At 65.1% G+C, this 13683-nt stretch carries 12 protein-coding genes and 2 pseudogenes; 10 read left to right on the plus strand and 4 right to left on the minus strand.

Features of this window, described 5'->3' with window-relative positions; genetic code table 11:
* Positions 1-49: 49 nt before the first annotated feature.
* Both AKN84_RS48150 and AKN84_RS24825 read right to left on the minus strand, forming a co-directional pair.
* Positions 50-226 carry a hypothetical protein gene (locus AKN84_RS48150; protein WP_167351873.1) on the minus strand — a complete coding sequence of 59 codons (177 nt, stop codon included), beginning with the start codon at positions 224-226 and terminating at the stop codon, positions 50-52.
* A 166-nt stretch (positions 227-392) separates the two neighbouring features.
* Positions 393-1046, minus strand: coding sequence for a glutathione S-transferase family protein (locus AKN84_RS24825; RefSeq protein ID WP_050423220.1), 654 nt, complete (start codon positions 1044-1046; stop codon positions 393-395).
* A 623-nt stretch (positions 1047-1669) separates the two neighbouring features.
* Here AKN84_RS24825 and AKN84_RS24830 point away from each other — a divergent pair.
* The 3 genes from AKN84_RS24830 to AKN84_RS24840 all read left to right on the plus strand — a co-directional run bounded on the left by AKN84_RS24830 (position 1670) and on the right by AKN84_RS24840 (position 4458).
* Positions 1670-2872, plus strand: coding sequence for a pyridoxal phosphate-dependent aminotransferase (locus AKN84_RS24830; protein ID WP_050423221.1), 1203 nt, complete (start codon positions 1670-1672; stop codon positions 2870-2872).
* Positions 2873-3129: 257 nt separating this feature from the next.
* Positions 3130-3654, plus strand: a complete 525-nt coding sequence (locus AKN84_RS24835; RefSeq protein WP_050423222.1) for a DUF992 domain-containing protein — start codon at positions 3130-3132, stop codon at positions 3652-3654.
* Between the two features lie 321 nt (positions 3655-3975).
* Positions 3976-4458 carry a DUF992 domain-containing protein gene (locus tag AKN84_RS24840; protein WP_050423223.1) on the plus strand — a complete coding sequence of 161 codons (483 nt, stop codon included), beginning with the start codon at positions 3976-3978 and terminating at the stop codon, positions 4456-4458.
* Here AKN84_RS24840 and AKN84_RS24845 read toward each other — a convergent pair.
* Positions 4455-5387 (minus strand): alpha/beta fold hydrolase, encoded by a 933-nt coding sequence (locus tag AKN84_RS24845; protein ID WP_128971128.1) that lies wholly within the window; start codon positions 5385-5387, stop codon positions 4455-4457. The two genes, AKN84_RS24840 and AKN84_RS24845, sit on opposite strands and share 4 nt — an antisense overlap.
* A 124-nt stretch (positions 5388-5511) precedes the next feature.
* Between AKN84_RS24845 and AKN84_RS24850 the strand changes: the two genes are divergently transcribed.
* The 6 genes and pseudogenes from AKN84_RS24850 (at position 5512) to AKN84_RS24875 (ending at position 11818) form a co-directional block, all read left to right on the plus strand.
* Positions 5512-6420 carry a LysR substrate-binding domain-containing protein gene (locus AKN84_RS24850; protein ID WP_050423224.1) on the plus strand — a complete coding sequence of 303 codons (909 nt, stop codon included), beginning with the start codon at positions 5512-5514 and terminating at the stop codon, positions 6418-6420.
* Positions 6421-6599: 179 nt separating this feature from the next.
* Positions 6600-8647: pseudogene (locus AKN84_RS24855) on the plus strand (elongation factor G).
* Positions 8648-8737: 90 nt separating this feature from the next.
* Positions 8738-9379: a YoaK family protein gene (locus AKN84_RS24860; RefSeq protein ID WP_050423225.1), complete on the plus strand. Its 642-nt coding sequence runs from the start codon at positions 8738-8740 to the stop codon at positions 9377-9379.
* Between the two features lie 31 nt (positions 9380-9410).
* A complete protein-coding gene (locus AKN84_RS24865) occupies positions 9411-10268 on the plus strand; it encodes a shikimate dehydrogenase (RefSeq protein ID WP_430649929.1) in 858 nt (285 codons plus the stop codon).
* Positions 10269-10385: 117 nt separating this feature from the next.
* The gene (locus AKN84_RS24870; protein WP_162240902.1) at positions 10386-10964 is read left to right on the plus strand and encodes a hypothetical protein; all 579 of its coding nucleotides are present in this window, start codon (positions 10386-10388) and stop codon (positions 10962-10964) included.
* Between the two features lie 245 nt (positions 10965-11209).
* On the plus strand, positions 11210-11818 hold the full coding sequence (locus AKN84_RS24875; RefSeq protein WP_050423286.1) for a single stranded DNA-binding domain-containing protein: 609 nt from the start codon (positions 11210-11212) through the stop codon (positions 11816-11818).
* A 351-nt stretch (positions 11819-12169) separates the two neighbouring features.
* On the opposite strand, the pseudogene AKN84_RS24880 reads toward AKN84_RS24875, so the two are convergent.
* Positions 12170-13305 (minus strand): annotated as a pseudogene (locus AKN84_RS24880) (alpha-hydroxy acid oxidase).
* Positions 13306-13440: 135 nt separating this feature from the next.
* Between AKN84_RS24880 and AKN84_RS48155 the strand changes: the two are divergent.
* Complete coding sequence (locus AKN84_RS48155; protein ID WP_167351874.1) at positions 13441-13614, plus strand: hypothetical protein; 174 nt, start codon at positions 13441-13443, stop codon at positions 13612-13614.
* Positions 13615-13683 lie beyond the last annotated feature (69 nt).

The following is a 13683-nucleotide window of genomic DNA, read 5'->3' on the forward strand; positions in this document are numbered from 1 at the left end:
TCTCTCCCGCGCCTTGCCGCGGATAAGGTGCCAAAACGAACTTGCTGGATTACGCCGGGATCGATGTCGCCATGCTGATGTTGCTCGACAGCACCGTCACGGCCACGACCAGGCACAGCGTCAGCGCGCCAAGCGCGAGCGACGCGGCGATCGCGTTGGTCAGCCGGGATGATGCCACCGGGGCAGGGCGGCCATGGAAGCCTGCCGTGCCGGACCACCGTTTCATGGTCTAAATCCCTCAGGCCGCGAGCGAATCACTCGCGACATCCGAGCGAATCTGCCCATCGTCACCGGCAACATTACGGCGGCGGAGCCCCCTGAAAACGGCGAAAATGCGGCCTGCGCGGGGGTTTTGCCCGTTATTTGGGCAATTTCCCCGCTGTTCCCGCAATTCAGACCCCGGCGACAAGGTGGGCCTGAGGCTCGGCTTCGGGACCCGGCTGCCAATCCATCGAGACAAATCCGGGGGTCTGCTCGACCCGTCTCAGCCAGGCCCGGATCGACGGAAAGGTCGTCAGGTCGAAGTCGCAGCGGTCGGCGACGTGGGTGTAGCCATAGAGGGCGATATCGGCGACGGTGAATTGCTCGGCGGCGAAAAACGTGTGGTTCTTGAGGTGATTTTCCATCACCTGCAGCGCCGCATAGCCGCGCTCCATCCAGTCCTCCAGCGCGTGCGTCTGCAGGTCGCGCCCGCCCTTGACCAGCGACAGCCAGAAATAGGCGGCGCCGATATTCGGCTCCAGCGCGTGCTGCTCGAAGAACATCCACTGCAGCGCCTCGGCGCGCTCGATCCGCGACTCCGGCGCCAGCGGCGTGCCGATCGCGACATACCAGAGGATGGCGTTGGACTCCGCGAGATGGCGGCCCTCGGCGACCTCGAGCAACGGCACCTGGCCGCTCGGATTCTTGGCCAGGAATTCCGGGGTCCGGCTCTCGCCGCGCAGGATGTCGATTTCGATCGCCTCGTACGGCGTGTTCAGCACGGCAAGCGCCAGCCGGACTTTGTAGCTGTTGCCGGAGCGCTGCATCGAATAGAGCTTGTACATTGCGTCGGGGTTCACTCGATCGGGAAGACGGACTGCATGAGACGGTACGCTTGAAAGTTGCGCGGCCTGTCACACCGCAACGCCGCTAAACAATGATGCCGACAGGGGTGCGTCGCAAGCCCTGCAATGTGGAAAAAGTCGAAACGTCTACCGCACTGCACGCGTGCAGAACGATTCCATCAACACGGTAGAACAACTCGGATCACGGCTGCGCGACGCTGTGCACGGTGCCGGTCGATGCCACCTGTAGCCCTGGCCGACATGCTGCAATTCAGAAACGTTAACGCGGCATCCGGATCGCGGGATGCGCTGTCATGACCGCCTGCCGCCGACACCATCAGGCAGGTGTCGCGCGGCACATTGTCCTCGGAGCAATCCGCGCTGGAGCACGTGGCCGGAAGCCTTGCCGGCTAGGCTGAAGCGACCGTGACAGGGCTTGCCGGATATGAGTCATTTGGCGGCGGAACTTGCGGAATATTGCGCATGTCGCGCGCCATGCGAGAAAGTTTTCGTGCTTTGCAGCCAAGCTTCTTGCGATGCAGCGGCGACCGGCCTAGGGTGCCGCGATCCCATTCAAATCAAGTCGTGGCCCAACGGCTCACGACGTTTGCCAGGAGATGATAATGGCCTTCCTGTCCGCTGCGCTCGACCGTGTGAAGCCGTCCGCGACGATCGCGGTCACGGACAAAGCACGCGCGCTGAAAGCCGCGGGCCGCAACGTCATCGGCCTCGGCGCCGGCGAGCCGGACTTCGACACGCCCGCCAACATCAAGCTGGCTGCGATCCACGCGATCGAGGCCGGCAAGACCAAGTACACCGATGTCGGCGGCATTCCGGAGCTCAAGGAAGCCATCATCAACAAGTTCTCGCGCGAGAACGGCCTGACCTACAAGCCGAACCAGATCATCGTCGGCACCGGCGGCAAGCAGGTGCTCTACAACGCGCTGATGGCGACCATCAATCCGGGCGACGAAGTGATCATCCCGGCGCCGTATTGGGTCAGCTATCCCGAGATGGTCGCGCTCGCCGGCGGCGAGTCGGTCCCGGTGGTGTGCCCGGCCTCGACTGGCTTCAAGCTGCGCCCGGAAGATCTCGAGAAGGCGATCACGCCGAAGACCAAGTGGGTGATCCTGTGCTCGCCGTCGAACCCGACCGGCTCGGCCTATACCAGGAGCGAGCTCAAGGCGATCACCGACGTGCTGGTCAAGCATCCGCATGTCTGGGTGATGACCGACGACATGTACGAGCACCTCGTCTATGACGACTTCGTCTTCACCACCGCGGCGCAGGTCGAGCCGAGCCTCTACGATCGCACGCTGACCGTGAACGGCGTGTCGAAGGCCTACTGCATGACCGGCTGGCGCATCGGCTATGCCGGCGGCCCGGCGCAGCTGATCAAGGCGATGGCGACGATCCAGTCGCAGTCGACCTCGAACCCGTCGTCGATCGCGCAGTGGGCGTCGGTCGAGGCGCTCAACGGTCCGCAGGACTTCATCGCCGCGAACAACAAGGTGTTCAAGGAACGCCGCGACCTCGTGGTGTCGATGCTCAACCAGGCGAGCGGCATCGAGTGCCCGCGGCCGGAAGGCGCGTTCTACGTCTATCCGTCCTGCGCCGGCACGATCGGCAAGACCGCGCCGTCGGGCAAGGTGATCGACAACGACGAGGCGTTCGTCACCGAGCTGCTCGAGAGCGAAGGCGTTGCAGTCGTGCAGGGATCGGCGTTCGGCCTTGGACCGGCGTTCCGCATCTCCTACGCCACCAAGACCTCGGATCTCGAGGATGCCTGCAAGCGCATCCAGCGCTTCTGCGGTAATCTGCGATAGTCGCTTCCGAACCGAGAGACTAAAAACGCTCCCGCATTTGGTGCGGGAGCGTTTTCGTTTATGCGCTGACATTGCGCGCCGGTAAAATCGCAGAGTCAAATCACAACCTGCTCACCTCACGCGTGTGTGTGCGAACATCAATGCCACACGCGGGAAGTTTTTACGGCCCCTTTGCGAACTGCCTTGTTTTGGACACGAGCCTTCCTTTGTGTCCGCCGCGCAAATTGCAATTCAGTTCACCTTGCGGAGACAGACCAATGCGACTTTCGACCCTCACCTTTGCAGCGCTTGCGTTGCTGGCGCCGTTCGCCACCGCCAACGCGGCGCCTCAACAGGTTCAAGCCGGGGTCCTGCAGTGCCAGGGCGGCGAGAATGTCGGCTTCGTCGTCGGCTCTGTCGCCCGCCTCGAATGCGTGTTCCAGAGCGGTGGCCGCCGGCCCGAGCCGTATCTTGCGACCGTGAAGCGGATCGGCGTCGACCTCGGCTTCACCGGACAGACCCAGCTCGCCTGGGCCGTCAGTGCGCCGACCACGGTGGTGCCGCGCGGTGCGCTCGCCGGCAGCTACGGCGGCGTCGGCGTCAATGCTTCGGTCGGCCTCGGCGCCGGCGGTAACTTCCTGTTCGGTGGCCCGAACAACGCCTATGCGCTGCAGCCGATCAGCGTGCAGGGCCAGACCGGCCTCAACGTTGCGGCCGGCATCGCCGGGATCGATCTCGAGCCGGTCCGCACCAACGGTCCGCGCCGGCATCATCGCCACCACCGTCATCATCACCACCACTAGATTTTGTCTTGACGCGTTTTCTTCACGCGAACCGGTATCCACTTCGCTCGAAAACGCTCTAGGCTGGTTGGTGTTCGTGCAAAGGGGCCCGCGAAAGCGGGCCTCTTTTTTTGCGGTCTGTTGTTTGCTGTCCGTTGCTGACCAAGCTTCGGCCCCGAAGGAACATAGCAACAGCGCCACATCCCCCAACAATCGGTGGCCGAGCACCGCAAATTCTGGCCGACCATCCAATGTTATGGCATAGGATGCGAACGGCGCCGCAGACACGGCGCCGTTCTGTTCTCTGCTCGCGTCATGCCTCTCAGCCGGAGACTCCCCAACATGCGTCGCCTCACTCTCCTCGCCGCTGCCGCCATCGCCACGCTGACCGCAATCGTTGGCGTCAACGCCCAACAGCCGAGCCAGCGCGTACAGGTCGGCGTCCTGGAATGCCGCGGTGGTGCGAGCGTCGGCTTCATCGTCGGTTCCGTGACCCATCTCGGCTGCGTGCTGCGCGCCAATGGCCTGCCCGAGGACCGCTACATCGCGACCATCCAGAAGGTCGGCATCGATCTCGGCATCACCCAGGAATCGGCGCTGGCCTGGGGCGTCTACGCGCCGGTGGAGCGGCTCGGGCCAGGCGCACTCTCGGGCAACTATGCCGGTGCGCAGGGCAGCGCGACGCTTGGCGTCGGCGTCGGCGGCAACGTGCTGGTCGGCGGCTCCGACAACACCATCGCGCTGCAGCCGCTCAGCGTGCAGGGTCAGGTCGGCGTCAACATCGCCGCCGGCCTCGAGAGCCTGGAGCTGCGTCCGGGTCGCTAAACCGCGCGCGTAGCGTTCTTCATCTTGCCGAACAAGCCGCGGGCTTCTTCGGCAACGATGCCGGGCGACTCGGCGTGAACATAGTGCCCGGTGTCGACGAACCTGATCGAAGGTTCTCTCCAATAGTCCCCCAGCCGGTCCGACCATTCGGGTGGGATCAGCGGATCGCTTCGGCCCCAGAGAAAGCGCGAGGGCACCTCGATGCGCGGTTGCGCCGGAAGCTTGCCTTCCAGCCAGAGCCGGCGATTGGATGCGGACGAGAGATACCAGTCGAAGCCGCCCTGGATGTTGCCCGGCTTCATGAAGTTATCGACATAGGCTTCCAGCAGGTCGCCGAACACGGCGGGATCGTCGCCCGACCAATGGTCGAGGAAGTGGCGGAAATAGAGCCGGCATGACTCGCGCGAGCTTCCGACCAGTTGCGCGGCCCATGGCAGCTGCTGGAAGTATTGATACCAGACCTCGATCAGGTGGCCGGGCTCGCCGTAGCGGTGGCCGAGGCCCGGATAGGGCGTGCAGAGATAGAGCGTGCCCGTCAGCCGCTGCGGCTGACGATGCGACATCGCCTGCATGACATAGGCGCCGAGATCGCCGCCGATCAGGCCGAAGCGGTCATGACCGAGCGCGTCCATGACCGCGAACATATCTTGCGCGTGGCGCTCCGCGGTCGCGGAGGCATCGGGTCCTGGCGCCGGCTTGCCGGTGTCGCCGCAGCCGCGCAGGTCGGGGGCGATCAGCTCGAAGCTGTCGCCGAGGCGCAGCATCAGCGGCCGCCACATCAGCCAAAACTCCGGCCAGCCATGCAGCAGCAGCAGCGGCGGGCCCTTGCCGAAGCGCGCGACGTTGACGCGCAGGCCGCCGATATCGATCTTCTGTTGCGTGATGCCTGACGCGGCTGCATCCGCGAAGGCTTTCTCCAGTGCCGTCATGCCGACCTCCTGTGGTTTGGCGCAGGCTGTCCGCGTCGATGCGTCCGGTCCAATACTCGTTCGATACGGTTGCAGAGCTATTGCGTATGGCTGCCGCCGCCGGCCGCCGTGCTATAGCGGTGGCATGGAATTGCGACATCTCAGATACTTCGTGGCGCTCGGCGAGGAATTGAATTTCACCCGCGCGGCCGAGCGGCTGCATATCGCGCAGCCGCCGCTCAGCCAGCAGATCCGTCAGCTCGAGCACGAGCTCGGCGTCACGCTGCTGCAGCGGAATAGCCGTCCCGTCAGGCTCACCGAGGCCGGCGAGCTGTTTCTTGCGCGCGCACGCGCGGTGCTCGCAAGTTTCGAGAGTGCGGTTGCCGACACCCGGCGCGTCGGGCGCGGCCAGGCCGGCAAGCTCGCGATCGGATTCGTCGGCTCCGCCATGTTTGCGGGACTGCCCGACATCGTCGGCGCCTATCGTGATGCCTGTCCCGATGTCGAGCTTGTGCTCGACGAGATGCTGGCGGCCGAGATCGCCGAGGCGCTGCGCCGCCGCCGGATCGACGCCGGCTTCGCGCGCCCGGCGCTACCAGCCGAGACGGGGCTTGCCCAACACCTCCTCCTCGAAGAGCCGTACGTCGCGGCGCTGCCGCGTGCGCATCCCCTTGCGGCGCGGCGCGACATTGCGCTCGCCGAATTGTCCGACGATGCCTTCGTGCTGTATCCGGCTCGGCCGGAGCCTTCGGTCACGGGCCTGATCGTGAACGCATGCCAGGCAGCGGGCTTCACGCCGCGGCTCGCGCAAGAGGTTCTGCATCTGCAAACCGCGATCGGCTTGATTGCCGCCGGTGTCGGTGTGTCGCTCGTCCCGGAGGGCGCGGCGCGCGCGCAGACCGGTCGCGGCGTCGCTTACGTTCGGCTTTCCGCACCGGTGGTGACGGCCCCGCTCACGCTTGCGTGGCGCGAGGAAGATGCATCGCCTGCCGTGCAGCGCCTGCTCGACATCGCCGCGCGCTGGCGCGAGATCGCTCCAGGGGTGGCGCGCTGAGGAACTGGCGCATCGGACGCAATTTTTCCGGAGAGGGGCGGCGCGCAGCTCCGCGATCGTAAACGTCAGCGACGCCGCACCGCAGCGACGTTTTCCCGCTTGCCAAATGTCAAACGCAGGCAGAGCATGAACGGTCGCCGACCCAATCATGGGCCGAGCTCCAACACGAGGAGGCGGCAATGGGACAAGACGTCAGAAGTCCCCGAGGTCCACGGTGCATCGCATTGGTGGGCCCTTTCCAAAGCGGTAAAACCACACTTCTGGAAGCGATCCTGGCGCGCACTGGCGCCATCAAGACTGCCGGCAGCGTCGATGCCGGAACCTCCGTCGGCGATGCCAGCCCCGAGGCGCGTCAACACAAGATGGGCGTAGGCCTGACCGCCGCCACCACCACCTTTATGGGGGACAGCTACACCTTTATCGATTGCCCCGGCTCGATCGAATTCGCGCACGATATGCGTGCCGCGTTGCCGGCGGTCGATGCCGCAGTCGTGGTCTGCGAAGCTGACGAGAAGAAGCTGCCGCAGCTGCAGATCATCCTGCGCGAGCTCGAGGAGCTCGGAATTCCCCGTTTCCTGTTCCTGAACAAGATCGACCGCGCCAACAAGCGCGTCCGCGAGACGCTTTCGACGCTGCAGCCGGCCTCGCGCGTGCCGCTGGTGCTGCGCCAGATCCCGATCTGGAACGGCGATCTGATCGAAGGCTTCGTCGACCTCGCGCTGGAGCGCGCCTTCGTCTATCGCGAGCACAAGCCGTCGGAGGTGATGGCGCTCGAGGGCGGTAATCTCGACCGCGAGAAGGAAGCGCGCTTCTCGATGCTGGAAAAGCTCGCCGATCACGACGATGCGCTGATGGAGCAATTGCTGGAGGACATCCAGCCGCCGCGCGACGCCGTGTTCGACGACCTCGCCCGCGAATTGCGCGAAGGGCAGATTTGTCCGGTGCTGCTGGGAGCTGCGAGCCGCGAGAACGGCGTACTGCGCCTGATGAAGGCGCTGCGCCACGAGGCGCCCGGTGTCACTGAGACCGCCAGCCGGCTCGGTATCAAGGATCAGAAGGACGCGCTGGCCTATGTGTTCAAGACGGTCCATTTGCAGCACGGCGGCAAGCTGTCGCTGGCGCGCGTGCTGATGGGCCATCTCGACGACGGCGCGACGCTGCAATCCTCGTCTGGCGAGAGTGGGCGCGTCTCCGGCATCCTCGCGGTCTCGGGCACGCATGACAGCAAGCGGCCGTCGGCGGAGGCCGGCGACACCGTCGCACTGGGCAAGCTCGATGCAATCAAGACCGGCGATACGGTCTCGAGCGGCAAGACGGCCCCGGCCTCGCTGGCCAAGGTCGAGCCGGCCGCGGCGGTGCTGTCGATCTCGATTGCCGCGACCGACCGCAAGGACGACGTCAAGCTCGGCCAGGCGCTGCTGCGGCTGAACGAGGAGGATCCGTCGCTGACGATGATCCAGAACCCGCGCACCCACGACACCGTGCTGTGGGGGCAGGGCGAGATGCATCTGCGCGTCGCGCAGGAGCGGCTGAAGGATCGCTACGGCGTCAACGTCAAATCGCATCCGCCGGCGATCGGCTACCAGGAGACCATCCGTAAAGCCATCACCCAGCGCGGCCGGCACAAGAAGCAATCCGGCGGCCATGGCCAGTTCGGCGACGTGGTGCTCGACATCAAGCCGAAGCCGCGCGGTTCGGGCTTCGAATTCCATGAGAAGGTGGTCGGCGGCGCGGTGCCGCGCAACTATATCGGTGCGGTGGAAGAGGGCGTCGTCGACGCGCTGGCGCGCGGCCCGCTCGGTTTCCCCGTGATCGACGTCGACGTCACGCTGACCGATGGCTCCTATCATAGCGTCGATTCCTCCGATCTTGCGTTCCGCACCGCGGCGCGGATCGGGGTCAGCGAAGGGTTGCCGCAGTGCCAGCCGGTGCTGCTCGAGCCGATCCACATGGTCGAGATCGTCTGTCCGACCGACGCCACCGCCAAGATCAACGCGATCCTGTCGGCGCGCCGCGGCCAGATCCTCGGCTTCGACACCCGCGAGGCTGGAGCGGCTGGGACTGCGTCCGCGCCACGATGCCGGAATCCGAGATCGGCGACCTCATCGTGGAGCTGCGCTCGGCCACCGCCGGCGCCGGCACCTTCACCCGCCAGTTCGACCGCATGGCCGAAGTGACGGGCCGCGCCGCCGACCAGATCATCGCCGCGCATCGCGACGCGGCGTGATGCTGGCTGTGATCACGCCGCGCGGGCGTGATCGTTGGCAGGATGGCCGCAGCCGGTTAGCTTGCGTCCCTATGGGGGCGCAAGGACATCATGCTGGAATCCCGCCGTAACCTGGCGCTGGCCTGCGCGCTCAGCGCGCTAGCCGGTTATGTCGATGCCATCGGCTATCTACAGCTCGGCGGACTGTTCGTCTCCTTCATGAGCGGCAACTCGACGCGGCTCGGCGTGACGCTGGCCGCGGGGCATTGGCAGCACGCGCTGGAGGCGCTGGCGCTGATCGTGCTGTTCGTCGTGGGTGCCGCGGCCGGCAGTCTGGTCGTGCTCAGCCGCATCGCGCATCGCCAGCCCCTGATCCTGCTCGTCGAGGCGCTGCTGCTGGCGGCCGCGGCGTTGGCCTACGGCTATGACCTGCCGAACGCCGCCGTCGCGGCCATCGTGCTGGCGATGGGGCTCGAGAACGCCGTATTCCAGCTTGAAGGCGGGGCCGGGCTGGGCCTCACCTATGTCACCGGGGCGCTGGTCAAGGTCGGCCAGTTGATCGCCGCCGCACTGACGGGCGGCGCAGGCTGGGCCTGGCTGCCCAATTTATTGCTGTGGGCGGCGCTGGTGGCAGGCGCGCTGGCGGGGGCCGCTGCCTACCACTGGATCAACCTCGCTGCGATCTGGTTTGCCGCGGGCACCGCCTTCATCCTCAGTGCGCTGGTTGCCGCAACCGCGAAGCGGACGGATTGACAGCGCGCCTGCCTTGGCCGATGTCACGGCCATGACATCCTCAACAATGACATCTCAAGGCAAAACCCGCGCCGCATGCCTGATCGGCTGGCCGGCGGCGCATTCCCGCTCGCCGCTGATCCACCATTACTGGCTGCGCACGCTCGGCATCGAGGGCGGCTATGTGATCGAGGCGGTGCCGCCGGAGGATTTCAAGGATTTCCTGTTCCGCCTGTCGCTGCGCGGCTTCGTCGGCGCCAACGTCACCCGTCCGCACAAGGAGCACGCGCTGGCGCTGTCGGCCCCGGATGCGCGCGCCCGCGCTGTCGGCGCCGCCAACACGCTGTGGTTTGCGGACGGCGAGTTGCGCTCGACCAACACCGATGTCGAAGGCTTCATCAACAATCTCGACGCCTGCGCGCCGGGCTGGGACAAGACCGAGGACGCGCTGGTGCTCGGCGCCGGCGGGGCGGCGCGCGCGGTGGTATTCGGCCTGATCGAGCGCGGCATTGCGCGCGTGCATCTGGTCAACCGCACGATCGACCGCGCCCGCGCGCTCGCGGAACAATTTGGCGCGCGCGTGCATCCTGCGACGTGGGACAAAGTCGGCGAGCTGCTGCCGCGCGCCGGGCTACTCGTGAACACGACGTCGCTCGGCATGCATGGTCAGCCCGCGCTCGAGATCGATGTCGAGCTGTTGCCGCAGAACGCGGTCGTGACCGATCTTGTCTATGTGCCGCTGGTGACGCCGCTGCTTGCGGCTGCGCAGGCGCGCTCCCTGAAGACCGCCGACGGGCTCGGCATGCTGCTGCACCAGGCGGTGCGCGGTTTCGAATTGTGGTTCGGGCAGCGCCCGCAAGTCACGGCGGAGTTGCGCGCGATCGTCGAGGCCGATCTCACAAAGACTTGAGGGCTGGAATAGCGTCTCCGGAACGGGGTCTGGTGTTAGTCCCCCCGCGTTCCCTCCCGGAGATCACTGATGCCTGCCAGCCGTTCCCAACTCATTCGTCCGTTCATTGCGCTCGCGATGGTGACGGCATCCACGCTCTACGCGCTTGCCCAGCAGCCGCCGACGCCGACCCGGGTGCGTGGAACCGTCGAGAGCGTCGACGGCGATACGCTCGCGGTGAAGTCGCGCAGTGGTGAAGACGTCAAGCTGCATATGGCCGGCAATATGGTGGTGCTCGGGCTCACCAAGATCGCCCTGGCCGACATCAAGGTCGGTTCCTTCATCGGCACGACCACGGTGCCCGGGTCCGACGGCGTGCCGAAGGCGGTCGAGGTGCATGTGTTCCCCGAGAACATGCGCGGCACCGGCGAGGGATCGCGGCCTTACGATCTGAAGCCGAACAGCAGCATGACCAACGCTACCGTCGCGGAATCCGTCGTCAGCAATGACGGTCATACATTGCTGGTCAAATACAAGGACGGCGAGAAGAAGGTGCAGGTCACGCCCGACACCCCTGTCGTGACCTATGTTCCCGGCGACAAGGCGGACCTCAAGGCCGGCGCCAAGGTCATCGCCTTCATGAAGAAGCTGCCCGACGGCTCGTTTGAGACCGATCGCGTCAGCGTCGGCCGCGACGGTCTCACGCCGCCGATGTGAACACGTTGGTAGCCGGATGGAGCGAAGCGAAATCCGGGTTCTGTCTCCGCGGTACGATCGTCCCGGATTGCGCTGCGCTCCATCCGGGCTACAGGATGACAGTTTCGTTATCGCAGTAACGGCATCCTCATTCGGTGCGTAGGTGTCGTGCGAGCTATCTCTACCGCGAAGGGGAGGTAGCCGCACGGAATACCTTCAACTTCCCGGTGTTCCCTGAATCGCCAGCCAAACCCATGAGGAACACCATGCCGAAATCGCTGCCATTCGCTGCATTGCTTCTTGTTGCCTTTGCCTCGACCGCGTCGGCGCAGCAGCCGCCGACCGTACGGATTCGCGGCACCATCGAGGCCGTCGACGGCGCACTGCTCTCGGTCAAGTCGCGCGACGGCGCCGACATGAAGGTGCGCACCACCGATAACGTTGCGGTGTTCGGCGTTGCCAAGACCGATCTGTCCGAGATCAAGTCCGGTTCCTATATCGGCGTCACCGCGATGCCCGAGCCTGACGGGACGCAGAAGGCGATCGCGGTTCACATCTTCCCGGAAAACCAGCGCGGCGCCGCTGAAGGTTTTCGCCCCTGGGACCTGCGCGCCAATTCGACGATGACCAACGCCACTGTCGCCGAGACGGTGCAGGGCACCGACGGCCAGAACATCACGGTGAAATACAAGGACGGCGAGAAGAAGGTCGTGGTGCCGCCGGGCACTCCGGTCGTGACCTTCGTTTCCGGCGACAAGTCGGAACTGAAGCCCGGCGCCAAGATCATCATCTTCGGCGCGGTCAAGAAGGATGACGGCACGCTGGAAGCCAACCGCGTCAACGTCGGCCGCGACGGCATCGCACCGCCGATGTGAGGCGGAGCGAAGCTCTCTCAACACGTCGTCCCTGCTTTCGCCCTAGGGCATGCACACATCTTTTCCGATCGAAAAACCGACTCTTAATCAAGGACTTGGATGTGGGGCGATGACCAAAGTTCGCGAGCGCAGCTCAGCTAAACGTCGTCATTTCTCTGCGTTCTTCAGCCAAGTCCTTGAGAAGACTCCAGAAGATGTGTGCATGCACTAGTGCGAAAGCAGGGACCCATAACCACCGATGACGATTGTTGAGAAGAGTTGGGGCCACAGCCGTGTTCAAATCTCGCACGGCTGTGGTTATGGGTCCCGGCCTTCGCCGGGACGACGCCTGTAGGCGGGATGGCTATTGCCTCAAACCGCCAGCACCTTGTCGTCGATCTCGGCGATGGTGTTGACGCCGCACAGGCCCATCGTGGTGGTGAGCTCCTTGCCCAGGATGTCGAGTGCTTGGCGACGCCCTCCTGGCCGCCGGCGCCGAGGCCGTAGGCATAGGCGCGGCCGATCATGCAGGACTTCGCGCCGAGTGCGAGCGCGCGCATGATGTCCATGCCGGTGCGGATGCCACCGTCGAACATGATCTCGAGCTTCGAGCCGACCTCGTCGACGATCTCGGGCAGCACCTCGATCGAGGACGGTGCGCCGTCGAGCTGGCGGCCGCCATGGTTGGATACCACGATCGCCTGCGCGCCGGTCTTGGCGGCGAGTTCGGCGTCCTCGACATCGAGGATCCCTTTGAGGATCAGCTTGCCCGGCCAGATGCTGCGGATCCAGTCGATGTCCTTCCAGCTCAGCGAGGTGTCGAACTGCGAAGCCGTCCACTCCGACAGCTTGGTGAGGTCCTCGGTGCCTTTGACGTGACCGGCGATGTTGCCGAAGGTGCGGCGCTTGCCTTGCAGCACGCCCGACACCCAGGCGGGCTTGGTCGCGAAGTCGATCAATTTCGACAGCGACCATTCCGGCGGCACCGTCATGCCGTTCTTGATGTCCTGGTGGCGCTGGCCGATCACCTGCAGGTCGACGGTCAGCACCAGCGCCGAGCATTTCGCCGCGATCGCGCGCTCGATCAGCGACTTGATGAAGCCGCGGTCCTTCATGACGTAGAGCTGGAACCAGAACGGCTTGTCGACGGCGGCCGCGATGTCCTCGATCGAGCAGATCGACATGGTGCTCTGGGTGAAGGGAATGCCGGCCGCTTGTGCGGCGCGGCAGGCGTAGATTTCGCCGTCGCCATGCTGCATGCCGAGCAGGCCGACCGGGGCCAGGATCAGCGGCATCGCCGAGGGCTCACCGAGGATCGTGGTCGCCAGGGTACGCTTGGACACATCGACCAGGATGCGCTGGCGGAACTTGATCTGCTGCAGGTCCTCGGAATTGGCGCGCAGCGTGTCCTCGGTGTAGGAGCCGCGGTCCGCATAATCGAAAAACGCCTTCGGCACCCGGCGCTTGTGCAGCTGGCGCAGATCTTCGATGCAGGTAATGTGCTTCATGGACGTTCCCGGCCCTTCTTCTTGTCGCAAGTCTATTCGAGCAAGCCTTGTCGGTAAGCCTTGCAGCTGTTCGGTCTTGGCGTCATCTAGCATGGTTGGATGGCCCGCCAAATCGAAGACGGATGGGAGAGCGCGATGATGCAATCAGGCACCAAGCCGAAGGCCGACGACAACGCCGAAAAGCGCCGGCTCGACGAGGCCCTTGAAGAGGGCCTGGAGGAGACGTTTCCCGGTTCCGACCCCGTCAATGTGACCCAGCCGGCCCCGACCAAGGGCGACCAGCACGTCAAGCGCAGCGGCAAAGGGTAGGGGACAGCGCGCCTCCCCGGGGATTGTCTGAACGACCGGAATGTTATATTTTTCAGCGCCTTAAGGCCG

The organism is Bradyrhizobium tropiciagri, assembly GCF_001189845.1.
GTDB lineage: Bacteria > Pseudomonadota > Alphaproteobacteria > Rhizobiales > Xanthobacteraceae > Bradyrhizobium > Bradyrhizobium tropiciagri.

What these genes read in the sequence shown, in the direction of transcription:
- AKN84_RS48150 (WP_167351873.1), bottom strand. Translation starts at nt 226, where the DNA reads ATGAAACGGTGGTCCGGCACGGCAGGCTTCCATGGCCGCCCTGCCCCG.
- AKN84_RS24825 (WP_050423220.1), bottom strand. Translation starts at nt 1,046, where the DNA reads ATGTACAAGCTCTATTCGATGCAGCGCTCCGGCAACAGCTACAAAGTC.
- AKN84_RS24830 (WP_050423221.1), top strand. Translation starts at nt 1,670, where the DNA reads ATGGCCTTCCTGTCCGCTGCGCTCGACCGTGTGAAGCCGTCCGCGACG.
- AKN84_RS24835 (WP_050423222.1), top strand. Translation starts at nt 3,130, where the DNA reads ATGCGACTTTCGACCCTCACCTTTGCAGCGCTTGCGTTGCTGGCGCCG.
- AKN84_RS24840 (WP_050423223.1), top strand. Translation starts at nt 3,976, where the DNA reads ATGCGTCGCCTCACTCTCCTCGCCGCTGCCGCCATCGCCACGCTGACC.
- AKN84_RS24845 (WP_128971128.1), bottom strand. Translation starts at nt 5,387, where the DNA reads ATGACGGCACTGGAGAAAGCCTTCGCGGATGCAGCCGCGTCAGGCATC.
- AKN84_RS24850 (WP_050423224.1), top strand. Translation starts at nt 5,512, where the DNA reads ATGGAATTGCGACATCTCAGATACTTCGTGGCGCTCGGCGAGGAATTG.
- AKN84_RS24860 (WP_050423225.1), top strand. Translation starts at nt 8,738, where the DNA reads ATGCTGGAATCCCGCCGTAACCTGGCGCTGGCCTGCGCGCTCAGCGCG.
- AKN84_RS24865 (WP_430649929.1), top strand. Translation starts at nt 9,411, where the DNA reads ATGACATCCTCAACAATGACATCTCAAGGCAAAACCCGCGCCGCATGC.
- AKN84_RS24870 (WP_162240902.1), top strand. Translation starts at nt 10,386, where the DNA reads ATGGTGACGGCATCCACGCTCTACGCGCTTGCCCAGCAGCCGCCGACG.
- AKN84_RS24875 (WP_050423286.1), top strand. Translation starts at nt 11,210, where the DNA reads ATGCCGAAATCGCTGCCATTCGCTGCATTGCTTCTTGTTGCCTTTGCC.
- AKN84_RS48155 (WP_167351874.1), top strand. Translation starts at nt 13,441, where the DNA reads ATGATGCAATCAGGCACCAAGCCGAAGGCCGACGACAACGCCGAAAAG.